Source organism: Microbacterium mitrae (genome assembly GCF_008017445.1).
GTDB lineage: Bacteria > Actinomycetota > Actinomycetes > Actinomycetales > Microbacteriaceae > Microbacterium > Microbacterium mitrae.
This window is the reverse complement of the sequence record NZ_VRSW01000001.1, coordinates 79,804-101,415: the sequence shown is the minus strand read 5'-3', so window position 1 is coordinate 101,415 and position 21,612 is coordinate 79,804. Positions and strand designations below refer to the sequence as shown.

General features: G+C 62.0%; 18 protein-coding genes and 8 tRNA genes. 13 read left to right on the top strand and 13 right to left on the bottom strand.

Annotated elements, in window-relative coordinates; translation table 11 throughout:
- Window position 1: 1 nt before the first annotated feature.
- The gene (pdxS, locus tag FVP60_RS00430) at window positions 2–892 is read right to left on the bottom strand and encodes a pyridoxal 5'-phosphate synthase lyase subunit PdxS (protein ID WP_147824315.1); all 891 of its coding nucleotides are present in this window, start codon (window positions 890–892) and stop codon (window positions 2–4) included.
- Window positions 893–986: 94 nt separating this feature from the next.
- Here pdxS and FVP60_RS00425 point away from each other — a divergent pair, with 94 nt between their 5' ends.
- Window positions 987–2,294 (top strand): aminotransferase class I/II-fold pyridoxal phosphate-dependent enzyme, encoded by a 1,308-nt coding sequence (locus FVP60_RS00425; protein ID WP_147824314.1) that lies wholly within the window; start codon window positions 987–989, stop codon window positions 2,292–2,294.
- Between the two features lie 17 nt (window positions 2,295–2,311).
- Here FVP60_RS00425 and FVP60_RS00420 read toward each other — a convergent pair whose 3' ends face one another.
- The 4 genes from FVP60_RS00420 to thrS all read right to left on the bottom strand — a co-directional run bounded on the left by FVP60_RS00420 (window position 2,312) and on the right by thrS (window position 6,586).
- Window positions 2,312–3,055: an SA1002 family membrane protein gene (locus FVP60_RS00420; protein WP_147824313.1), complete on the bottom strand. Its 744-nt coding sequence runs from the start codon at window positions 3,053–3,055 to the stop codon at window positions 2,312–2,314.
- 122 nt (window positions 3,056–3,177) lie between these two features.
- On the bottom strand, window positions 3,178–4,101 hold the full coding sequence (locus FVP60_RS00415) for a hypothetical protein (RefSeq protein WP_147824312.1): 924 nt from the start codon (window positions 4,099–4,101) through the stop codon (window positions 3,178–3,180).
- Window positions 4,102–4,109: 8 nt separating this feature from the next.
- Window positions 4,110–4,661 carry an HIT family protein gene (locus FVP60_RS00410; protein ID WP_147824311.1) on the bottom strand — a complete coding sequence of 184 codons (552 nt, stop codon included), beginning with the start codon at window positions 4,659–4,661 and terminating at the stop codon, window positions 4,110–4,112.
- Entirely contained in the window at window positions 4,658–6,586 is a 1,929-nt protein-coding gene (gene thrS / locus FVP60_RS00405) for a threonine--tRNA ligase (protein ID WP_222705895.1), read from the bottom strand. Before thrS ends, FVP60_RS00410 begins: the two co-directional genes overlap by 4 nt.
- 228 nt (window positions 6,587–6,814) lie before the next feature.
- Between thrS and FVP60_RS00400 the strand changes: the two genes are divergently transcribed.
- The 7 genes from FVP60_RS00400 to FVP60_RS00370 are packed head-to-tail and all read left to right on the top strand — an operon-like array spanning window position 6,815 to window position 13,101.
- Window positions 6,815–7,822, top strand: coding sequence for an AAA family ATPase (locus FVP60_RS00400; protein WP_147824309.1), 1,008 nt, complete (start codon window positions 6,815–6,817; stop codon window positions 7,820–7,822).
- Window positions 7,823–7,827: 5 nt separating this feature from the next.
- Window positions 7,828–8,715, top strand: coding sequence for a DUF58 domain-containing protein (locus FVP60_RS00395; protein WP_147824308.1), 888 nt, complete (start codon window positions 7,828–7,830; stop codon window positions 8,713–8,715).
- Window positions 8,702–9,187, top strand: coding sequence for a hypothetical protein (locus tag FVP60_RS00390; RefSeq protein ID WP_147824307.1), 486 nt, complete (start codon window positions 8,702–8,704; stop codon window positions 9,185–9,187). The genes FVP60_RS00395 and FVP60_RS00390 overlap by 14 nt, the downstream gene beginning before the upstream one ends.
- Entirely contained in the window at window positions 9,178–10,164 is a 987-nt protein-coding gene (locus FVP60_RS00385; protein WP_246132407.1) for a vWA domain-containing protein, read from the top strand. Before FVP60_RS00390 ends, FVP60_RS00385 begins: the two co-directional genes overlap by 10 nt.
- The gene (locus tag FVP60_RS00380; RefSeq protein ID WP_147824306.1) at window positions 10,161–11,189 is read left to right on the top strand and encodes a vWA domain-containing protein; all 1,029 of its coding nucleotides are present in this window, start codon (window positions 10,161–10,163) and stop codon (window positions 11,187–11,189) included. The genes FVP60_RS00385 and FVP60_RS00380 overlap by 4 nt, the downstream gene beginning before the upstream one ends.
- Complete coding sequence (locus tag FVP60_RS00375; RefSeq protein ID WP_147824305.1) at window positions 11,186–12,013, top strand: hypothetical protein; 828 nt, start codon at window positions 11,186–11,188, stop codon at window positions 12,011–12,013. The genes FVP60_RS00380 and FVP60_RS00375 overlap by 4 nt, the downstream gene beginning before the upstream one ends.
- On the top strand, window positions 12,007–13,101 hold the full coding sequence (locus tag FVP60_RS00370; protein ID WP_147824304.1) for a hypothetical protein: 1,095 nt from the start codon (window positions 12,007–12,009) through the stop codon (window positions 13,099–13,101). Before FVP60_RS00375 ends, FVP60_RS00370 begins: the two co-directional genes overlap by 7 nt.
- 39 nt (window positions 13,102–13,140) lie before the next feature.
- On the opposite strand, the gene FVP60_RS00365 is transcribed toward FVP60_RS00370, so the two are convergent.
- The 4 genes from FVP60_RS00365 to FVP60_RS00350 all read right to left on the bottom strand — a co-directional run bounded on the left by FVP60_RS00365 (window position 13,141) and on the right by FVP60_RS00350 (window position 13,495).
- Window positions 13,141–13,216 (bottom strand) — tRNA-Gly (locus FVP60_RS00365).
- A 1-nt stretch (window position 13,217) separates the two neighbouring features.
- Window positions 13,218–13,289: transfer RNA gene (locus tag FVP60_RS00360), tRNA-Val, on the bottom strand.
- A 13-nt stretch (window positions 13,290–13,302) separates the two neighbouring features.
- A tRNA-Cys gene (locus FVP60_RS00355) sits at window positions 13,303–13,376 on the bottom strand.
- Window positions 13,377–13,422: 46 nt separating this feature from the next.
- A tRNA-Gly gene (locus FVP60_RS00350) sits at window positions 13,423–13,495 on the bottom strand.
- A gap of 132 nt (window positions 13,496–13,627) precedes the next feature.
- Here FVP60_RS00350 and FVP60_RS00345 point away from each other — a divergent pair.
- Window positions 13,628–15,097 (top strand): peptide MFS transporter, encoded by a 1,470-nt coding sequence (locus FVP60_RS00345; protein WP_147824303.1) that lies wholly within the window; start codon window positions 13,628–13,630, stop codon window positions 15,095–15,097.
- Window positions 15,098–15,197: 100 nt separating this feature from the next.
- Window positions 15,198–16,442 carry an MFS transporter gene (locus FVP60_RS00340; RefSeq protein WP_147824302.1) on the top strand — a complete coding sequence of 415 codons (1,245 nt, stop codon included), beginning with the start codon at window positions 15,198–15,200 and terminating at the stop codon, window positions 16,440–16,442.
- A gap of 216 nt (window positions 16,443–16,658) precedes the next feature.
- On the opposite strand, the gene FVP60_RS00335 is transcribed toward FVP60_RS00340, so the two are convergent.
- From FVP60_RS00335 to FVP60_RS00325, 3 genes are all read right to left on the bottom strand, one after another.
- A tRNA-Val gene (locus FVP60_RS00335) sits at window positions 16,659–16,730 on the bottom strand.
- Between the two features lie 24 nt (window positions 16,731–16,754).
- A tRNA-Cys gene (locus FVP60_RS00330) sits at window positions 16,755–16,825 on the bottom strand.
- 51 nt (window positions 16,826–16,876) lie between these two features.
- Window positions 16,877–16,949 (bottom strand) — tRNA-Gly (locus tag FVP60_RS00325).
- Between the two features lie 144 nt (window positions 16,950–17,093).
- On the opposite strand from FVP60_RS00325, the gene FVP60_RS00320 reads away from it, so the two are divergent.
- From FVP60_RS00320 to FVP60_RS00310, 3 genes are all read left to right on the top strand, one after another.
- Window positions 17,094–17,169, top strand: a tRNA-Val gene (locus FVP60_RS00320).
- Window positions 17,170–17,336: 167 nt separating this feature from the next.
- On the top strand, window positions 17,337–18,659 hold the full coding sequence (gene wecB / locus FVP60_RS00315; RefSeq protein ID WP_147824301.1) for a non-hydrolyzing UDP-N-acetylglucosamine 2-epimerase: 1,323 nt from the start codon (window positions 17,337–17,339) through the stop codon (window positions 18,657–18,659).
- Window positions 18,652–19,983 (top strand): glycosyltransferase family 2 protein, encoded by a 1,332-nt coding sequence (locus tag FVP60_RS00310; RefSeq protein ID WP_147824300.1) that lies wholly within the window; start codon window positions 18,652–18,654, stop codon window positions 19,981–19,983. Before wecB ends, FVP60_RS00310 begins: the two co-directional genes overlap by 8 nt.
- 54 nt (window positions 19,984–20,037) lie before the next feature.
- On the opposite strand, the gene FVP60_RS00305 is transcribed toward FVP60_RS00310, so the two are convergent.
- Complete coding sequence (locus FVP60_RS00305; RefSeq protein WP_281289061.1) at window positions 20,038–21,453, bottom strand: NAD(P)-binding domain-containing protein; 1,416 nt, start codon at window positions 21,451–21,453, stop codon at window positions 20,038–20,040.
- Window positions 21,454–21,612: the final 159 nt, after the last annotated feature.

Sequence of the window (21,612 nt, the reverse complement as noted above, 5' to 3'; positions counted from 1 at the left end):
TTTACCAGCCGCGCTCGGCGAGGCGGTGCGGTGCTGCCAGGTCGGCAACGTTGATGCCGACCATGGCCTCGCCCAGTCCGCGGGAGACCTCGGCGATCACGTTGGCGTCGTCAAAGAACGTGGTCGCCTTGACGATGGCTGCCGCGCGAGCGGCCGGGTTGCCCGACTTAAAGATGCCGGAACCAACGAAGACGCCGTCAGCACCCAGTTGCATCATCATCGCGGCGTCGGCAGGGGTAGCAACACCGCCGGCAACAAAGAGCACGACGGGCAGCTTGCCGGTCTCTGCGACCTCGGCAACCAGGTCGTAGGGTGCCTGAAGCTCCTTGGCCGCGACGTACAGCTCGTCCTTCGTCTTGGCGCGCAGCGCGTTGATCTCGGCCTTGATCGTGCGGATGTGCTTCGTCGCCTCCGACACGTCGCCCGTTCCGGCCTCACCCTTCGAGCGGATCATGGCCGCGCCCTCCGTGATGCGGCGCAGGGCTTCGCCCAGGTTGGTGGCGCCGCAGACAAACGGAACCTCGTACTGCCACTTGTCGATGTGGTTGACGTAGTCGGCCGGAGAAAGCACCTCAGACTCGTCGATGTAGTCAACGCCGAGCGCACCGAGAACCTGAGCCTCAACGAAGTGACCAATACGGGCCTTCGCCATCACCGGAATCGATACGGCGGCTTGAATCGCATCGATCAGATCCGGGTCGCTCATGCGTGCGACACCACCCTGCGCACGAATATCTGCGGGCACACGCTCCAGCGCCATGACCGCGACGGCGCCGGCGTCTTCGGCAATGCGCGCCTGCTCCGCGGTGACGACATCCATGATGACGCCGCCCTTCAGCATGTCGGCGAGGCCGCGCTTGACGCGCGTCGTAGCGGTGGTGGAAACAGTCATGAGAGGCTCCTTGAGCAGAAGATGTGTCAATAAATCGTTTGACCTATGCCATAAAGTATCACGCGCACTCCCCCTAGACTCAACGTGAGTAATCATGACGCAACACATCACCGGAACCACCGCAGCCGACATCGCCGAAAGCGTGCGTGCACTGGTTGATCGCGGCACGCTTGTTCCCGGCGAAATCCTGCCCCCGGTGCGCACGCTCGCCGAACAGCTCAACGTCAATCGCAACACGGCCGTTGCGGCGTACCGACTACTCTCTCAGGCGGGTGTCACTTCCTCTCACGGCCGCGGCGGCACCCGCGTCGCTGGTTCCGCTCGTTCCGCGCAAGACGGCTACGCCCACGACACGGTGCTGCGGGACGTTGGCTCCGGAAACCCCGACCCGAGGCTAATCCCACCCCTGGCACCCGCGCTCGCGGCGTTGGCTGATCGGCCGGTGATGTACGGCGAACCGACGATCGACGCGGCGCTGGAGCAGTGGGCGCGCAATTGGTGCGCACCCGATCTCGCGCCCGCAGATATCGGCATCACCGTCACGAGCGGCGCCGTCGACGCCATTGAACGACTCTTGGCCGGCGCGCTGGTGCGTGATGATGCCGTTGGGCTGGAAGACCCCTGCTTTCTCGCCAGCATTCACACCGTGAAGCTGGGTGGGTATCGCGCGGTCGGCATGCCGGTCGATGCCGAAGGTATCACCCCGGCTGGGCTCCGCCACGCGCTTGATCAGGGCGTCCGCGCGATTGTCACCACCCCGCGCGCCCAGAACCCCACGGGCGTCACGATGTCGCCGCAGCGAGCCGCCGAGCTGCGTGACATTCTTGCCGCGCACCCGTACGTGCTGATCATTGAAGACGATCACTTTTCTATGCTGGCCAGCGAGGCGCCGGTGAGTTTGATCGGCCCCGATCACCAACGTTTCGCGCTGGTGCGCTCTGTCTCCAAGTTTTTGGGCCCCGATATGGGCCTCGCCATCGTCGCCACCGACCCACACACCCAGTCTCGCCTGGCGATGCGGCTGAGCCCCGGAACCACGTGGGTCAGCCACATTCTGCAGCGGCTCACGCTCAGTCAGCTCACGATGCCTGCCGCGCAGCGGGTCGTTGCCGATGCCGCGCAGCACTACGCGACTCGCAACGCCGCGTTCGCGGATCTCCTCATCGCCCGCGGCATCGCGGCGCCCGCGCTCTCAGCGATTAGCCTGTGGGTCGACACCGGAACCTCGGCAGACGCGGTCGTGCGGGAGCTGATGAAGCGTGGCTGGCTGGCGCGCACCGAGGACGAATTTGCCCTCAACCGCTCCCCTGGTTCCGGCACCCACGTGCGCCTCACCGTGCATGACCTTTCCGACGACGACCAACGTCAACTTGCCGACGATTTGGTCGCATCGGTGCGGTGAACTTCTCGCCCGCGCGTTCAGTCTTCGTCTGAGGCGTCGGCGCGTTCGATGCTCGATTTGGCTGCGAGCGTGTCGTCGCTTGCCTCGTCGTCAGCGAGCTCGCCTGACGCCTGCTCTTCGGTTCGTGACGGCGCACCGACCGCGGTCACCGCGCGCTGATCGCCGCGACGAACAGAACGCTTGAACGTCACCTTTTCGGTGGCGTCGGCACCGTGCTCGGCCTCGATGCGAAGTTTCGCCATCGCCACCGTGACCCAGACCGAGATCAGCACCGGCAGCAGCAGCACGACCAGAAACGCGGGGTCAAGCACGTTGGAAAGATAGCCGGTCAGCTTACCCTTGAACTCGGCGCCGCCGAGAATATTGCCCAGCCCCTTGAGCTGATCAATCGCGACCTGATAGATCGTCACATAGATCAGCATCCACTGAATGTAGTACTCAACGATGGTGAGCACCTGCAAACTGATGCGCATCCGGCGTAGCAACGGCAAAAAGGCGGAGAAGAGCAGCACGCCACCCACGAGCACCATGATGAAGATGCCCGTGAAGAGCCCCGGATCAAAGCCAAACCACGCGTTCAACAGGCCAACGACCAGCAATACGGCAAGAAGCACGACGAAGCCGCCGACTACCAGTACCGTGCCGAGGCCGACGGCGCCGAGAAACATGACGGTACGTCGCCAGCGGTTGTTCGGGTCACCCTGTGGTGTGGTCATCCACCCCATCACGAGAAAAACGAGGATGAGAACAACCAAAGTCACGAATCCCGACATGCACGCCCCGAGTCTTGTTAGTGCATGTCATTGTGGCGCATCACGCAGGCTTTCGCGACTAACGCGCGCACGCGTCGCGCGGGTGGCCGCACACCGGGCGGCGGTATCCGTCAGTAGATCTGCGGATACGCGTCGTAGCGCTCTTCATAGATGAGCGCCCAGTCGTTCACATCTCCCGGGCAGACGTATGACATGCCGAACAGCATGATCGATTCCAGGCTTTCACTCGCAGCCGCGCGTTCCTCACCGGTGGATGAGCCCAACAAGTCAATGAAGATCGGTGAGGTGTCAACGAACGACGCATAGCCCGCGGCGTCGATGTTGTGCGCGTTCAGAATCGCGGTCTCACACGCATCGCTCGTCATCGCGAGAAAGATGGTCTCCAGTTGCGGCGTCATTTGGACCCCGTTGTTGGCCATGTGTTCGCGCTGGCGCTCAATAAATGTGCGCTGTTCTGGAGTGGTGGCAACGAGCGCGGAACCATCCAGCGGCAATTGCTGATCAATGAAGAATTGCTCGCGAGCGGCAAACGCCTCGGCAGAGCCCGGTTGCCAGGTTACGGTTGTCTCTGGCCACGGCGTCGCCGGGTCCCGAGGCGAGAGGTCAAGCTCTGAGGTATCGGGCGAGTCCGTGGGTGCAGGCTCACTGGTGGTCGTGGGCTCAACCGTTGGAGTGGGCTGCGGAACGGAGGTGGAGTCGCCGCCGGCAGCTTCGTCAGCATCGTTCGGTGAAAATGCTCCGAGCAAGACCATCGCGGCAACGGCGAGTGCTGCCAACGCTGCGACCGAGACGAGCACGATCGTGATGATCAGCCCTGTTTTTGGCTTCTTCGGCATGGGCGCACCGCTCGGCGGCGCATACCCGTACTGCGGGTTCTGACCGTAGGGCGATTGCGGCGCCTGGGCATACTGCGGAGCCTGGCCGTATTGCGGGGGTTGCGGCGTAACCGGTGGCCCGCCGTACGGCGGCGCCTGGCCATCGCCGGGTGGGCGAGGCGGGGTTCCGGGGTATTGCCCCTCATCCGGTTGCGACATGGCTCCTCCTACTTTTCGGCCACCGGCCACGCATCGGCAAGGGCCTGGCGCACGTCGCCGAGCAGCTGCGGCAATGCCTTCGTCTTCGCGATGATCGGAAAGAAGTTGGCGTCGGTTTCCCACCGCGGAACCACATGCTGGTGCAGGTGCGCGGCAACGCCGGCACCCGCGACTCGCCCCTGATTCATGCCGATATTGAAGCCATCGCAGTTTGAGACGGTGCGTAGCACCCGCATCGCCGTCTGGGTGAGCTCACCAATCTCGGCGACTTCTTCGGGCGTCGCCTCGTCGTACAGGCCAATGTGGCGATACGGGCACACCAGCAGGTGGCCCGAGTTGTACGGAAACAGATTCAGCAGCACGAAGGCGTGCGTGCCGCGGTGCACGATCAGCGCCTGTTCATCGCTCATCTGCGGCGCAGCGCAGAACGGGCACTCGTCGACGAGGGGCTGTGGCCCCGCCTGGATGTAGGCCATCCGGTGCGGGGTCCACAGCCGCTGAAACTCGTCGGGCACGCCCGCGAGGTGCGCGGCCGCTTCGAGTTCAGCGTCGCTTGTCATGCGAAGTCGGCCTCGTTCAGCACGGAACGGTGATCGGCGATCGCGCGCTTGATGAGTTCGATTGCCTCGGCGATCGGCACGCCGTTGCGCGTTGAACCATCGCGGAAGCGGAACGAAACGGTTCCGGCCTCCTGGTCTTGGGCGCCGGCGATCAGGATGAGTGGAACCTTGGCCGTGGTGTGGTTGCGGATCTTCTTCTGCATGCGCTCATCGCTGCGATCGATCTCGGCACGCACGCCTGCGGCGCGAAGCTGGTTGATCACGTCGGCAAGGTACGGTGCGAAGTCATCGGCAACCGGCACGCCAACCACCTGTGCGGGCGCGAGCCACAGCGGGAAGTCGCCGGCGTAGTGCTCGAGCAGAATGGCAAAGAAGCGCTCAACCGATCCCAGCAGAGCGCGGTGAATCATCACCGGGCGGTGCTTGGCGCCGTCAGCGCCGGTGTATTCCAGCTCGAACCGCTCGGGCTGGTTGAAGTCGAGCTGAATCGTCGACATCTGCCACGTGCGGCCGATCGCATCGCGCGCCTGCACCGAAATCTTCGGGCCGTAGAACGCTGCGCCGCCGGCGTCGTCGACGAGTTCAAGACCCGACTCAATGGCAACCTCACGAAGAGTTTCAATGGCCGTGGCCCACTGTTCCGGCTCACCCAAGAACTTCGGGTTGCCGATTTCGTTGGTCGACAGTTCCAGGTAGAAGTCGTTGAGTCCGTAGTCGCGCAGCAACTCCAAGACCAGGTTCAGGTTGGTGGTGAGCTCTTCTCGCACCTGATCTTGGGTCACGTAGATGTGTGCGTCGTCCTGCGTGAGGCCACGCACCCGGGTGAGGCCAGACAGCGTTCCGCTCTTCTCATAGCGGTACACGGTTCCGAATTCTGCCAGGCGAAGCGGCAGCTCGCGGTAGCTTCGGCCACGCGCCCGATAGATGAGGTTGTGGAACGGGCAGTTCATCGGCTTGAGGTAGTAGTCCTGGCCCTGACGGGTGATGTTGCCCTCGTCATCGACGAGCTCGTCGAGGTGCATCGGCGGGAACATGCCGTCGGCGTAGGTCTGCAGGTGCCCAGAGGTCTGAAACAGGTCTTTTTTGGTGATGTGCGGCGAGTTCACCACGTCATAACCGTTGCGCAGCAGGTGCCGGCGAAGGTTTTCTTCGATCTCGTAGCGAATGATGCCACCCTTGGGGTGGAAGACGGCGAGGCCGGAACCAATTTCGTCCGGGAAGGAGAAGAGATCCATCTCAGCACCCAGCTTGCGGTGGTCGCGACGCTCCGCCTCGGCCAACCGCTCCTGGTAGGCGCGCATCTCATCTTTCGACGGCCACGCGGTTCCGTAAATGCGCTGCAGCTGCGGGTTCTTTTCTGAGCCGCGCCAGTAGGCGGCGGCCACACGCGTTAGCGCCCAGCCGTTGCCTGCCATGCGGGTGTTGGGAATGTGCGGGCCGCGGCAGAGGTCTTTCCAGGCCACGTCGCCGTCGCGGGTGACGTTGTCGTAGATGGTGAGTTCGCCCTCGCCGACCTCGACGCTAGCGCCCTCGGCCGCTTCTGCTCCCCCGCCCTTCAGACCAATGAGCTCCAGCTTGAACGGCTCGTCGGCCAGCTCAATGCGAGCCTCATCGTCGGTGACAACGCGGCGCACGAAGCGCTGGCCCTCACGAACGATCGACTGCATCTCTTTGGTGATTGCCTTCAGATCTTCTGGCGTGAAGGGTGTCTCTACCTGAAAGTCGTAGTAGAAACCGTCGGTGATGGGCGGGCCAATGCCGAGGTTGGATTGCGGGCGCAACCGCTGCACGGCCTGAGCCATGATGTGCGCGGTCGAATGACGCAGAATCGCCAACCCGTCAGCGCTGTCGATGGTGATCGGCTCGACGGTGTCATCAGCGGTGACCTGCGTTGCGAGGTCTTTTTGCGCGCCATTCACGCGCATGGCGATAACCGACTTGTCGGAAAAGAGTGCAAAACCGTCGCACGGGAAGGACGGCTGGGTGTTCTCGGTCACGGAGTTCTCCAGATAGGCGATGAATCTAGGCTACAGCCAGCCAGCACTCACCCTTTTCACTATCCACATTCAGGCAATATCGAGCAGGAAACGCCACAGTGCGCAGGTAGGGTAACTGCGGGGGCGCATCGAGTTGCCCGCATGAAGGGGACAACGATGAACGTGGGGCACGCAGCACCGACCGATCAGGAAATGGCACGAGCAGCCGGAGTGCTGAAGGTCATTTCTGACACGTACTCGGCCAAGATGGTGGGTCAGGAGCGGCTGCGCACCAGCCTGCTCATCTCGCTCATCGCCGACGGTCACATTCTGTTGGAGTCGGTGCCTGGTCTGGCTAAGACAACCGCGGCAAGCACGCTCGCCGCTACCGTGCAGGCACAGTTCAAGCGCATTCAGTGCACGCCTGACCTGTTGCCCTCAGACATCACCGGCAACCAGATCTACGACAACAGCTCGGGCTCGTTTCGCACCGTGCTTGGCCCGGTTCACGCCAACTTCGTATTGCTTGACGAGATCAACCGCTCCAGCGCCAAGACCCAGAGCGCGATGCTCGAGGCCATGCAAGAGCACCAGACGACCATCGGTGGCGAGATTTATCCGCTGCCAGAGCCGTTCTTGGTCATCGCCACGCAGAACCCCATTGAGCAGGAAGGAACGTACGAGCTGCCCGAGGCTCAGATGGACCGCTTCTTGCTGAAAGAGATCGTGGAGTACCCGAGCCCCAACGAAGAGCTGGAGGTGCTGAACCGCATCGACTCCGGCGTGCTGGGACGCGGCTCCGAGGGCCACGTTGCCAGCGTCGTCTCCCTCGACGACGTCAAGATGCTACAAGACATCGCGAGCCGCATCTATGTTGACGCCGCCGTTCGCAACTACATCGTCTCCCTCGTGTACGTGACGCGAAACCCGGCGCCGTATATCGGTGAGGAGAAGGCGCGCTACCTCAAGTACGGCGCAAGCCCGCGTGCCTCAATCGCCTTCCTGCAAGCCGCCCGCGCGTACGCGCTTCTAAGCGGCCGCTCCTACGTGGTTCCGGAAGACGTGCGCTCTCTCCGCCACGTCGTACTGCGCCACCGCGTTCTGCTCACGTTCGAAGCGCAGGCCGAGAACATCCGCAGCGAAGAGATCATTGACGCGATCTTTGCAGCGGTGCCGACCCCGTAACGGCCATGCCCAGCCTTATTACCCAGGTGAAGAGCAAGCTCTTCATCACGTCTGCGCGACGGTCGATGCATCCGCTCGACGGCGCATACGCCTCACTCATGCGCGGCCGCGGGTCTGATTTTGAAGATCTTCGCGAGTACCAGGTCGGTGACCAGGTGCGCGATATCGATTGGCGCGCATCAGCACGGCACAACGAAATTCTCGTGAAGCGCATGCGGGCAGACCGCATGCACACCGTGTTGTTTGTCGTTGACACCGGAACCACGATGGCGGCGCTCGCCGAGAATGAAGAGCCCAAGTACGAGTTGGCGCTGCTTGCCGCCGGGGCTTTGGGCTACCTCACCGTCTCGCACGGCGATGACATCGGGTTGGTCTATGGTGACAGTTCGGTGGTGAAGCGTCGTGCCAGTGGCCGTAGCGAGTCTGCGCTCGAGGCAACGCTGCGCACCATCCAATCGGCGACGCAAGAATCCACCGCCGAAGGTTCCATCAACAAGTTGCTGGAGTTTGTCGCGGCAACCGTGGCACGTCGCATGATCCTCGTGATCATTACCGATGAGGCGCCGATGAACGAGCGCACCGATCAGCTCATCCGTCGCTTACGGGTACAGCACGACATGCTGTGGATCACCATCACCGATGCAAACCCGGTGCTGGCAAATCACAGCCAGTCGGCGCGTTCCGATGTGGTCACGGGGTGGGCGGTGCCTGAGTTTGTGCACGGCGATGATTCGCTGCGCGGCGCCGTTGTCGCCGAGGAAGAGCGCGAAGACGCCGAACGTCGCGCGCGGCTCGAAAAATACGCCATTAGCCATGTGACCGTTCGTGATTCTGCCAACACGATCCCCGATATCTTGCGCATGCTGGATCGGAGGGATCGTGCAAGGGCCTGATGAGTTCTATCCCCCGTATCAGTACGGCTGGGGCTGGCTGCTGCTCGCCGTCGGCCTGATCGCCCTCGTGCTGGTGGCGTGGGCACTGGTGCTGTGGTTTACCCGCATTGAGAAACCACCCAAGCAGAGCACCCAGCCATCGGTTCCGGTCACCGCCGACGTCTTGACGCAGTTGCGTTACGAATACGCGGCGCGCATCGATCAGATCGAGGCCGCCTACACCGCGGGAGCCATGTCACCAAAGACAGCGAACCGCGAACTCAGCGCGCTGGTGCGCTCCTACGTCAACGAGTACTCCGGCCTCGAAGCGCCCGTGCTGTCGCTGTCTGACCTCGTCGAATTGGGCGTACACCCGGCCCTGATCGACGCGCTCCAACGCCACTACTACCCCAGCATCTTCCGCAAAGACATGGTGATTGATCCGGTCGCCGGCGCGGCAGCAGCCCGAGCGGTGGTGTCATCGTGGTACTAGATTTCGCCTTCGTTCCGTGGGTCATGTTGGGCGTCATCGTCGTGGTGATCGGCGTCGGCATCGTTCTCGGCATTCGCCGATCGCGGCGCCACCGCGCACAGGCGGGAGCGCCGCTGGCGCGCGCCGAACGACTGCGCAACATGCCGAGCTTCGCGCGCGCCATCAAGCGCCGCCGAGTGGCGCTCGCGGCGGCGCTAGCTCTGGGTGTCATCGCGATGGGCGTTGGCGGCATCGCCGCTGCCCGCCCCATGGCCGCGCAGACCATTCAGCCCGTCAACACCAGTCGCGACATCATGCTGTGCCTGGATGTGTCTGGGTCCATGGCCGAGGTTGACATGGAAATCTTGGATACCTTCCTCGAGCTCACCGACGATTTCAAGGGCGAGCGCATCGGACTCACGATTTTCAACGCCTCACCGGTACAGGTCTTTCCTCTCACCGACGATTACGAATTTGTCAAAGAGCACTTGAAGTCGCTCCGCGACAGTTTTGAAAGTTGGGATGCGATGCCCGAGTACTGGGTTGGAACCATGAATGGTGCCGGCTCGTCGTTGATTGGCGACGGCCTCACCGCGTGCGCGATGCGCTTTGATCACGAGGATGAAGACCGTAGCCGATCGATCATCTTTGCCAGCGATAACGAAGAGCTCGGCGACAGCATCGTGACGCTGCCCGAAGCCGCCGCCTACGCCAGCTCAAAGGGCGTTCGCATCTTCGCGATCAACCCGGTGGCCGGGGCGAGCACGCTGCTCACCGAAGAAATGCGCGCGGCTGCTGCCTCCACCGGTGGCGAAATGTATGAACTACGCGGAACCACGACGGTGGCAGATATCGTCGACCGCGTGCAGGAGGAGGATGCCTCGGCACTGCAGGGTGACGTGCAGATTGTGTGGACCGACGATCCGAACCTGTGGATCACGCTTCTCGCCGGCTTTGCCGTCGCTTTTCTTCTCGTGTTGTGGCGGGTGAAGCTATGACCTTTCAGCCCGTCATTACGCCGATTCTGCTGGTGCTGCTGTTTGCGCCGCTCGTCTATCTCGTGGCGCGTGCGCTCATCACGGCGAAGGCGCCACGACAGCGAGGATTGTGGGCGACGCGAGCGCTACTTGTCGTGCTGTGCTTTGTGATGTTGCTCCGCCCCGGCCTCACCGGTTCGGCGACGCAAACGGTGACCACGAATACCGATATCTATTTGGTGGTCGACACCACGGCCTCCATCGTCGCCGAAGACTGGGGCGATGGCGAACAGCGCATCGACGGCATCAGAGAAGACGTCGCAGAACTCGTGACGCAGTACGCCGGCGCGCGTTTCTCGCTGATCACCTTTGCCAGTAACGCCGAGGTGCGATTGCCGCTGACGACAGACTCGAGCGCCGTGATGTCATCGCTTGCGGTGCTGCGCCCCGAAACGACCAGCGTGAGTCGTGGTTCCGATATCGGCGCGGCCGCCAACTCGTTGCAGCGCGTGCTAACAACCGCGGCTGGGACGAACACCGACCGCTCGCGCATGGTGTTCTACTTTGGCGACGGTGAGCAAACCTCAGATCGTGAGCCCGATTCGTTCGCAGAGTCTGCCGAGCTCGTCGATGGCGGCGCCGTGTTCGGCTACGGAACCACCGCGGGCGGCCCGATGAAGATCACCAGCGGCTACGCCACCGACTCCCCCAGCGACGAATACATCGAGTATGAGGGCGAGGTGGCGCTGTCGGTCATCGACGAAGCCAACCTACAAAAAATCGCGGATGACCTCGGCGTCAACCTTGAGGTGCGAGAAGCAGGCGCCAAGGCCACCTTCCCGCCAGCGCCTACCTCCTCGATGACGCTGTCGAACTCTGAAACGGCCGGCGGTGTCTTCGATCTGTCGTGGATTCTGGCCATCGCGGTATCGGCAATCATCGCGTGGGAGTTGTTGCGGGCGACCATGCTCACCACGCAACTGCGCGGCCTTAAGGCAACGGCGCGAGCGGAACAGCGTGCTGCGGATGAAGGGAGCCACTCATGACGATTTCGCAAGACGTGGCAGAGGATTCTGTTGAGTCAGAGCCGAACCCGGCCTCGGAGTTGTTGGCGCGCAACCGTCGGCGACGCCGAATCCGCAAGTGGGTGGGCATCGGCAGTATCCCGATTCTGATCGTCATCACGCTGCTCGTGGTCAAGATTCTCAGCATGTATGCCGCCGCGCACATGTCGATCGCATCCTTCATCACCGGCGATGGTTCCGGCACCTCGCGCGCCGCACAGTGGCAATATCCGGTCAACGTTTTCGAACCGTTCAAGGCGCCGTTTAACAACGCCGTGGGCTTGGCCGCCAATGCCCAATACACGCCGGCCCGCGCCGAATTTGAGAAGTCGCTCGAACTTGTCACCGGCCTCGAAGAGTGTGCGGTTCGCATCAACCTTTCCATCACGATCGAACGCCTCGGCGACCTGAAAGACGAGGCCGGCGACCCGTATGCGGCAAAGAAGCTCTACGACGAGGCCCTCCTGAACCTGCTCGATGGCCCGAAAGACTGCCAAGACGAAGAGAAGGCGGCAGAGAACTCGAGCGATCCCAACCGTGACATGGGCTCGCAGCGTGAGCAGCTCGAACAGCGCCTGGAAGAAAAGCAAGAGCAACAGCAGCAAAAGCAAGACGGCCAAGGTGGCGAACAGCCCACCGACCCCGAAGAGGGCGACGGCGGTGGTGAAGAGACCGACAACGGTCCCGGTCAAGACAAGCTCGATGAAATTGAAGAACGACTCGGCCAGGGCGACCGCGACCGCGACGATATCGGTCGCGACGGCGAAGATCCCTGGAGCGACTACGAAACGGACAAGCCATGGTGATCCCCGGCGAAGCCACCTCAAACCGTTACGTCGCCAGTAGCGACGGCGCTCCCCCCGTGCCGCCCCCCGGCGGCTACCGTGGGGCGCAACGCTCGCGTGCGCCGCAGCTCCCTCCCGGCGCTCCCGTGCCGCCGCGTGGTTCCACTGCTGACAAGCCGAAGCGCACCTGGATGGGCATCGCAGCGCTTATTGTGGCCGCCGTGTACGTCATCGTGTTGGTGATCGTGCTCAACGTGGGCGGGAGTCACACGCTCTACGGCTTCAATATGCTGGCGCTGCAAATTGCCGTCCTCGTTTTTGTACTGGTTGCGCTATTCACACCCGGCGCGCGCGGTTGGGGTTCTGCCGCTCTCGCGCTCTGTCTGGTTGCGAATGTGGCAACGGTCGGTGCTGCTGGCGCGCTCACGAGCGCGTACACCGGCAACTACGAAAACCTGAAGAGCGATGATCAGAAGTTCTGGGAGAAGTATCCCGGAATCAAAGATGAAGAGCCGGTGTATTTGATCGGCGGGCCAAGCTATGAGGAGTACAAGGCCGATGCCGATGAGCTTCTCGGCCAGGTGCGCAATCGCTTGACCACCGACTTCGGTTTCTCGTGGACAGAACCTGCCGACGAGATGAAGCGACCGATTCGCAACGGCTACGGTGGCGAATCCTGGTTCTTCACCTACACGAGTGAAAAGTGGATGACCAATGAGGCCGTTCACGGCGTGAGCGACAAGACCGCGGTGATGAACAGCATCAACTCCGTGGTCAATGACTTCGGTTACGACGATATGTATTCGCTGACCGAACCCGGCTACCGTGACGACAAGGTGCTGGAACAGCTCTATGGTTCCGCAGAGCCAACCGAGCAGGCGATTTGGGAGTTTTACGCTGACGATTACGACGCCAACTTCACGCTGTACGTGCAGATTGTCGACCTCAGCATGGACACCGAGGACGGTCGCTTCCGTAAGGATCGGGAAGACTGGAACGCGCGCAGCGGCGAACCGCTTGAGGGCGTGATTCTTTACGTCGTGACCGGGCCCACCATCAGCGAAGACGACGAAGACGCCTTCGACAAGCTCCTCGCAGAGTACGAATAGCAAACGCAAGAAGGCCCCGACTTCTCGGGGCCTTCTTTGTGGAGCGGATGACGAGACTCGAACTCGCGACCCTAACCTTGGCAAGGTTATGCGCTACCAACTGCGCTACATCCGCGTGGGCGATACTGGGATCGAACCAGTGACCTCTTCCGTGTCAGGGAAGCGCGCTACCGCTGCGCCAATCGCCCGGATTGACTTGAGTGGAGGTGGCGACGGGATTCGAACCCGTGTAAACGGCTTTGCAGGCCGGTGCCTAGCCGCTCGGCCACGCCACCATGTGCAAAAGGAACCCCTGAGTTTCCCCGGGGAACCTCTCACTCGAGCGGATGACGAGACTCGAACTCGCGACCCTAACCTTGGCAAGGTTATGCGCTACCAACTGCGCTACATCCGCATGCACCCTCTCGGGCACGAGTTCGAGCTTACCTGAATTTCGAACGAGGAGGCGCCACCGTGACACCCTCGCGTGTCGCCCTCTGTCTGCGCCGCGAATTGTCGCCTCAGCAACAGCGGGTAACCTGGAGTGATGCCGTCTTCGCACGATAACTCTGCTTCCCCGGCCGCCACCAAAACCTTCTTCGGTCAACCGCGCGCCCTGGCGCACGTGTTTGGCGTCGAAATGTGGGAGCGCTTCAGCTTCTACGGAATGCAGGGAATCCTCGCGATCTACCTGTACTACTCGGTTGCTGACGGTGGCCTTGGGCTCAATAAAGAAATCGCGCTCGGCATTGTTGGCGCCTACGGTGGCGCCGTCTACCTCTCCACGATTGTGGGCGCGTGGGTCGCTGACCGCCTGCTCGGCGCGGAGCGCGTGCTTTTCGGCAGCGCGATCGTCATTGTCGCCGGCCACATCGCGCTGGCGTTGCTACCGGGCGCATGGGGAGTTGGCGTCGGCCTCGTTCTCGTGGCGCTTGGTTCCGGCGGTTTGAAAGCAACCGCCACCGCCGTCGTCGGAACCCTCTACGCGCCTGACGACACCCGCCGCGACGCCGGGTTCTCGCTGTTCTACCTCGGCATTAACCTGGGCTCCTTCTTCGGCCCGATCCTCACGGGCCTGCTGCAGAGCCGTGTCGGCTTTCACTGGGGCTTTGGCTTGGCAGCTCTCGGCATGATCGCCGGGCTCGTGCAGTATTCGTTCGGTCGCAAGAACCTGCCTCAAGCCGCACGAACGGTGGCTAACCCGCTGCCGCGTGGCAAGTATCCGCTGGTAGCCGCCATTGTGGCGGGCGTTCTTGCTCTGATCGTGGCTCTCGTGCTGACGGGCGTTATTCGCGCCGACAATATCGCGCTCGTTGTCATCATCGTGGTGATCGGTGCGACGATCGCCTACTTCGTACTCATTACGTCGAGTCGCAAGATCACGAGCGACGAACGCTCGCGGGTCTTCGCGTTTGTTCCGCTCTTCATCGCATCTGTCGCGTTCTGGTCGCTGTATCAGCAGCAGTTCACAGTACTCGTGGTCTACTCCGACGTGCGCCTCGACCGCTCCCTGTTTGGCTGGGAGATGCCGGTCTCGTGGGTGAACTCCATCAACCCGGTCTTCATCGTGGTGCTTGCGGGCGTGGCCGCCGCGCTGTGGACCAAGATGGGCACGCGGCAGCCCTCGACGCCAGCCAAGTTCGCTCTCGGCACGCTGCTGATGGGTGTTGCCTTCCTGCTCTTCCTTCCGGTTGCGAATGGCGCGCCGCACACCACGCCGCTGTTGTGGCTGGTGTTCATCCTGCTGGTGTTCACGATCGCGGAGCTGCTCATCTCCCCCGTTGGCCTTTCGGTCACCACGAAGCTGGCGCCCGCCGCCTTCAAGACTCAGATGATCGCGTTGTTCTATCTGTCGATATCCCTCGGAACGGCCATCGCCGGCGCCGTAGCGAAGTTCTACGACCCCAGCAACGAGGTTCCGTATTTCACCATTCTTGGCCTCATCGCCATCGCCATTGGCGTGTTGCTACTGGTGTCGGCGCGGCCGGTTCTCAAGCTCATGAAGGGCGTTCGCTAGCGAGCGAGTAGAATAGGCGTCGACCATAACGCTGTTGTGTGTATCTACCTGTCGATGAAGCGGCAAGGCGGCACGAAACCGTCACCAAAGGATATGCACCATGTCATCGTCGCCTACGGCACCCGCTGAACCCCAGGCAGATCAGCCACAGAGCCTGATCGCCCAGGCTGGCAAGCTGTACTTTCCGATTGCGCTGATCGCGCGTCTGCCGTTTGCCATGAACGTGGTCGGAGTATTGACTCTCGTGGTCGCCGCCCGCGGCTCGATTGCTACCGGTGGATATACGGCGGCGGCCGTTGGACTCGGAACCGCGTTGGCGGGCCCCCTGCTGGGAGCTGCGGCCGACCGCTTCGGACAGCGCTACGTGATGCTGCTGTCGGGCTTGGGGAACGCCGTCGCATTGCTCGTGATGGCGTGGGTCGCGTTTGCGCCGGTTTCGGATGGCTGGCTGTTGGCCGTTGCCGTGCTCGTTGGTGCGACGGCGCCGCAGGTCGGCCCGATGTCGCGCACACGGCTCGTGACGTACATCACGCGCATGCCGAAGGAAAAACGCGGCAAGACGCTGCAAAGTACGTTTGCGTACGAGTCTGCCGTTGATGAGATCGTTTTCATCTTTGGTCCGGTCATCGTGGGCCTGCTCGCGACGACGCTGAACCCTGCCGCGCCCCTCATTGGCGCCGCCATCTTGACCCTCGTCTTCGTCACGGCGTTTGCGCTTCACCATTCAGCAAACGTGACCCTGCACGAAGACCGCGCGTCACAGCACATTGCTCAGGCGCCGGCCCGCGAACTGTTTCGGTTTCGCATCATGGTGGTGGTTTTGGGCATGCTCGCCACCGGATTCTTCTTCGGAGCGACCCTCACCTCGCTCACCTCGTGGATGGAAGACCGTGGCGCGGCCGAGCAGACCGGCCTTCTGTACGGCCTGATGGGCGTGACAAGTGCCGCTCTTGCTCTGGGTGTCGCACTCTTTCCGGCGCGGTTCTCCCTGACCGCGCGCTGGCTGACGTTCGCGTCGATCATGACCGCTGGCTCCGTGCTGATTGCGTTCGCTGATTCGATGCCGACGATGATGATCGCCCTCGCGATCACCGGTATCGGCATTGGCCCCGTCATCGTCAACGGCTACACGCTTGCGACCGAGCGCACGCCGCGCGGCCGATCGGCGACCGTGATGACCATGATGGGCTCTGCCGTTGTTGTGGGTCAGTCTGCGGCCTCCGCAATCGTCGGCGCCATCGCCGAGGGTGCCGGCTCTGCCGTAGCGCTGTGGGCGCCGCTGACGAGTGCCGCGATTCTCCTGTTGCTCGGCGTCGCCAACGCGGCCATCACCCGCTCGCGCTAGCACGAGGTTCCGCCGCCGCGGCATCAACTCGACCGTCATTTTGTCGTCGCTTTTGGTTCCGCGGGCGCGCGAATCGCGCATTTTCCGACGACAAAATGATGTTCTGCCTGCAAAATGTGGGCGATGCGGAACGCCGGGGCCGTGGCGCTGGAACCAGGCGCCGACACGGAAGCACCCGGATACAAAAAACCCCGGATAAACCGGGGTTTTTGTCTGTGCGCGATACTGGGATCGAACCAGTGACCTCTTCCGTGTCAGGGAAGCGCGCTACCGCTGCGCCAATCGCGCCCAATGGGCTATTCAGTTTTATTGAGGTGACAACGGGATTTGAACCCGTGTAAACGGCTTTGCAGGCCGGTGCCTAGCCGCTCGGCCATATCACCGTGTGTGGTTCAAACCACGCGCGATGATCCCCGAAGGGAATCTCACACTCGAGCGGATGACGAGACTCGAACTCGCGACCCTAACCTTGGCAAGGTTATGCGCTACCAACTGCGCTACATCCGCATTTCGCTCCGGTGTCCCGGCGCTCTATCGAGAATAGCCGAGAACGCGGCCCATGCAAAACGCGACGCGCCCCGCGCGTGTCTCCGTGTCGATTCGCACACGGCTTCACTGGTGGGATATGCTCAATAACCGAACCCCGTTCTGGGGCGATTGGCGCAGTTGGTAGCGCGCTTCCTTCACACGGAAGAGGTCATCGGTTCGAGTCCGGTATCGCCCACCACATAACAGCCCGGTCAGAAATTTGACCGGGCTTTTCCTCATCCCACACTCCGTACGAATGACGCCGAGCGTCGCAATCTACACCCCCGGTGCTTCTGTTGCCGTGTAACAAATTTGAACCGGCGCTTTTTTTAAAAAATCCATGATTGGCGTCGATAAGCTCGAGCTATGCCCCGTACAAAGCGTTCAGTATTGGTTGTTGTTGGCACTCGACCCGAAGCGATCAAGATGGTGCCGGTCATTTTGGCTCTCAAGCAGTCAGCTCACATCGACCCCGTTGTCGTTTCAACGGGCCAGCACACGAAACTCGTCGCCGAAGTTCTCGGCTTTTTCGGCGTCACGCCCGATGTGACGCTCGAGATCCGTGACGATGAGCGCACCCTGAACGGCCTCTTCAGCGCTGTCATGCGCGGCCTCTCAAACTTCGTTGCTGAGACATATGGCGATAACCCCCGCTCTGGCGCTGGAGCCTATAACGCGGTCTACCCCGTCGCGACGCTTGTGCACGGCGATACCTCGAGCGCAGCGGCCGCTGCTCTCGCGTCATTCCACCTGCACATCCCGGTTGCACACGTCGAAGCAGGCCTGCGCACGTCAAACACGCTGTCGCCGTTCCCAGAGGAACTCAACCGTCAGCTGATTTCCCGCATCGCGGTTGCCCACTTCGCGCCGACACCGAACAACGCCGAGAACCTGCTGCGTGAGGGCGTTGCCCTGGGCCGCATTCTCATCACGGGCAACACCGCTATCGACGCGCTCCAGCTGGTCGCGGAACGCAAAATCCGCTATGGCGTTCCCGAGCTAGAAGAGCTGGAAAACGACGAGACTCGCCGCGTCATTGTCGTCACCGCTCACCGCCGCGAAAACTGGAGCGGCGGCATTGCCCGTATAGCCGCGGCCATCCGCATTCTTGCTGAGTCGCACGTCGATGACCTCTTCGTCGTCTCACTACATCCCAACCCGGCAGTCGCCGATGTCTTCCGCGCCGAGCTCGCAGGCCTGAATAATGTCGCGATGGTGCGCCCCCTGCGGTACGGCATTTTTGCGCGCCTTCTCGAGCGCGCATACATCGCGATCACCGACTCCGGTGGCATCCAAGAAGAAGCACCGGCCCTCGGCACCCCCGTCATTGTGGTTCGCGAGACCACCGAGCGCCAGGAGGGCGTGGACGCCGGAACCGTGAAGCTGGTGGGCACAAACACGGCAGATATCGTGACTGCCGCGGCTGAGCTGCTCGACAATGTCGAAGCTCACAATCGCCAAGCCGGCCGCACGAACCCGTACGGTGACGGCCACGCCGCTGAGCGCATTATGGCCGCGTGCGAGCACATCGCCTACCGTGGCGACGCTCCGGAGTCGCTTGTGACCGGGTTTGATCGCAACGTTATTTTGCGTGCCGCCGGCTACCTTGAGGACCCCGCCGATGTGAATAGCGACGGAGAGGTGCACATGGCGCACACACTCGTCGGAGACCTCGCTGACAATGCCTGACTCACTCTTGCGGTGGCTACTGGTTGACACACCTATTGAAGTTCGCGTTCTCTTCTTCGTCGTTCTGGTGATCGCAGTTTCTGCGTTCATTTCTGTCGTGGCGCTGGCCGTTATGGCAGCGCGGGCGCGTCGCACCCGCAAACGGGACCACCCAGCGGGCTTTGTCACCGAAAGCGACTTTCTTTGGGTGTTCATGGTTCCGGCGCTCAACGAAGAAGTCACGATCGCAGACAGCGTCGGCAGACTCCTGAAGACGCAGGCAACCAACCGCGTCATTCTCGCCATCAATGATGGTTCCGACGACCGCACCGCAGAAGTTCTTGAGAGTCTGGTAACAGACGATCTGCATGTTTTGACGCGCACAGCGCCGAACGCTCGTACGGGCAAGGCCGCGGCCATCAACAACGCGTACTCGTTCGTGCAAACGGTGATTCTCAAGCAAGAGCGCTACCGGCGCTTCTCCCCCGACCACGTCATCGTCGGCATCGTTGACGCGGACGGCAGGCTCGCCGTCGATGCGCCAGAAAAGGTCGCGTGGCACTTCGCTGACGAAACCGCCGGCGGTGTGCAGGTGCTTGTGCGGATTTACAACCGTCGCGGCTTCCTCACGTGGGCCCAAGACGTCGAGTTCAGCGCTTTTGGTCACGTGTTTCAGGCGGCTCGCTCAGCATGGGGCACCGCGAACATGGGCGGCAACGGCCAGTTCAATCGGCTATCTGCCCTCGCCGATATCGTCGAAGGCGAAGGCCCGTGGCGTGACCGCCTCACCGAAGATCAAGATCTCGGCGTGCGCCTCATGCAGGCCGGATGGCGCGGCGCGCAGGAGAACGGCGCATGGATCAACCAGCAGGGCCTCAACAACCTGCGCCGTCTTGTACGACAGCGCACGCGATGGGCCCAGGGCGCTTGGCAAACCCTGTCCCTCCTCCCCGGCACCGGGCGCGTCGAAGGCACGCTCCCGGCGCGCATTGACGTTATCTACTACCTGCTCACGCCGATCCTGCAGCTCGCCACCGGACTCGCCCTGATCGCCACGATCATTCTCTCGTTTGCGCACGACATCCCGTTGCTCCCGGCGACCGTCCTGGGGCTCCTGCTGTTCTTGACCATCGGTTTCGGCCCCGGCATCATTGTGCTGCTCTCTCGCGGCAACGGCATCAAACAGTTCGGGTATGCGCTGCTGGTCATTCTGCCGTACACGTTCTACTCGTGGCTTGTGTTTCCCGCGCTCATTCGCAGCCTGTTTCGACATGTCTTGCGCCGCGAGGGCTGGGCGAAGACGGCACGGGAACCACTACGTGCGGAAACAGACGTCGACGACTAACAGAGATGGCCCCTCACCCAACATCGCGGGTGACGGGCCATCGGGTTCTCTGCGTTAGGCGCCGACAAGCTCCTTGACGTCAGAACTGGGCTCTTCGTCGTCGTTGCTTGCCCCGGCCTCAGCGTCTTCGTTGAGGTACCGTTCGAGCGAATCGTCCAGCTCGTCAATCCACGGCGTGTGGTGGACGACGGCGATGGTTCCGGTCATCACCGACTGGTAGACGCGATCACGGTATCCCATGATGTCGTTCTTCTTGTCGTTCTTCCAAGCCAGGAAGATCTCGACAACGCGGTCGATATCGAAATGCGGGTAATCCGTCGCGTTCAGCAGGTCACGAATGTACTCCGCCTGGAACCGAATCTCTTCGGTCACGGTCGAGATCTTCTCAAACTCGTTGCGCCACGTCTCGATCGAAGCGTCACGATCGACCTCCGACGGCAGTTCGATGCGGCCGAGAATCAAGTCACGAGCGAACCACGCCTGCACGTCAAACATGTTGAACGTGAACCACTGATCCTGCGCGCCGAGATACATCAGTCGGGGGTTCTGGTGCCAGACGATACCCCGGTAGAGCCCATCGGGGTAAACGTTGTTCGGTGACGCGAGCGCCAGATCGTCGGGCAAGAAGGGGTACTTGTGGAGGTACCCGGTACACATGATGACGGCGTCAACGTGCTGGCTGGAACCATCCGCAAAGTGCGCGATGCTGCCGTCAAATCGTTCGACGACGGGGCGCTCTTCGATGCCCTCGGGCCACTCATAGCCCATGGGCTGCGAGCGGAAGCTTGCCGTCACGGAGGCTGCGCCCATCTTGTAGGCCTGGCTGCCGATGTCTTCGGCTGAATAGCTCGCACCAATGACCAAGACGTTCTTGCCGTCGAACGACTCGGCACCGCGGAAGTCGTGTGCGTGCGTGATGTAACCCGGGAACGTTTCAATGCCCGCAAAGGTCGGCATGTGCGGGAACGAGAAGTGTCCGCTCGCGACGATGACGCGATCAAACTCTTCCGTCGTCGACTCCCCCGTCGGCAAATGTTCGCTCGTCAGCGTGAAGATCTGCCGATCCGCATCGAAATCGACCCATCGCACGACCGTCTGAAAACGAATCTGGTCGCGAACGTTCGATTTCTCGAGGCGTCCGGCAATGTAGTCCCAGAGCACCGCACGCGGCGGGTAGGACGAAATGGGCTTGCCGAAGTGCTCGTCAAAGGAATAGTCGGCAAACTCCAGCGCCTCTTTCGGGCCATTTGACCAGAGATTGCGGTACATGCTGGAGTGCACCGGTTCCCCGAACTCGTCGAGCCCGGTGCGCCAGGTGAAGTTCCATTGCCCGCCCCAGTCGGCCTGTTTTTCAAAGCACACGATGTCGGGAACATCTGCACCTGCGCGGGCTGCCGATTCGAATGCTCGCAACTGCGCCATCCCCGACGGGCCGGCGCCAATAATTGCTACTCGTTCTTTTTGCGTCACGTATTCAACCTCATAGTTCGTTCTGTATAGGCACAGTCGTTTACTGCGGTTGCGGAGCTTGATGCTCATGATTGGGATCGCTGCGCGATCAACCGAGGCAGGCACGACTGCTCTCCCACGCTATCAGGTGCCTATGTTTTTGACCTGAGTACGAAGAAA

Bases quoted from the DNA above. Each gene is read 5' to 3' on its own strand.
- FVP60_RS00375 (WP_147824305.1), top strand. From the start codon at position 11,186: ATGACGATTTCGCAAGACGTGGCAGAGGATTCTGTTGAGTCAGAGCCG.
- FVP60_RS00395 (WP_147824308.1), top strand. From the start codon at position 7,828: ATGCCCAGCCTTATTACCCAGGTGAAGAGCAAGCTCTTCATCACGTCT.
- FVP60_RS00380 (WP_147824306.1), top strand. From the start codon at position 10,161: ATGACCTTTCAGCCCGTCATTACGCCGATTCTGCTGGTGCTGCTGTTT.
- FVP60_RS00370 (WP_147824304.1), top strand. From the start codon at position 12,007: ATGGTGATCCCCGGCGAAGCCACCTCAAACCGTTACGTCGCCAGTAGC.
- pdxS (WP_147824315.1), bottom strand. From the start codon at position 892: ATGACTGTTTCCACCACCGCTACGACGCGCGTCAAGCGCGGCCTCGCC.
- FVP60_RS00415 (WP_147824312.1), bottom strand. From the start codon at position 4,101: ATGTCGCAACCGGATGAGGGGCAATACCCCGGAACCCCGCCTCGCCCA.
- FVP60_RS00310 (WP_147824300.1), top strand. From the start codon at position 18,652: ATGCCTGACTCACTCTTGCGGTGGCTACTGGTTGACACACCTATTGAA.
- FVP60_RS00425 (WP_147824314.1), top strand. From the start codon at position 987: ATGACGCAACACATCACCGGAACCACCGCAGCCGACATCGCCGAAAGC.
- FVP60_RS00345 (WP_147824303.1), top strand. From the start codon at position 13,628: ATGCCGTCTTCGCACGATAACTCTGCTTCCCCGGCCGCCACCAAAACC.
- FVP60_RS00340 (WP_147824302.1), top strand. From the start codon at position 15,198: ATGTCATCGTCGCCTACGGCACCCGCTGAACCCCAGGCAGATCAGCCA.
- FVP60_RS00400 (WP_147824309.1), top strand. From the start codon at position 6,815: ATGAACGTGGGGCACGCAGCACCGACCGATCAGGAAATGGCACGAGCA.
- wecB (WP_147824301.1), top strand. From the start codon at position 17,337: ATGCCCCGTACAAAGCGTTCAGTATTGGTTGTTGTTGGCACTCGACCC.
- thrS (WP_222705895.1), bottom strand. From the start codon at position 6,586: ATGCGCGTGAATGGCGCGCAAAAAGACCTCGCAACGCAGGTCACCGCT.
- FVP60_RS00410 (WP_147824311.1), bottom strand. From the start codon at position 4,661: ATGACAAGCGACGCTGAACTCGAAGCGGCCGCGCACCTCGCGGGCGTG.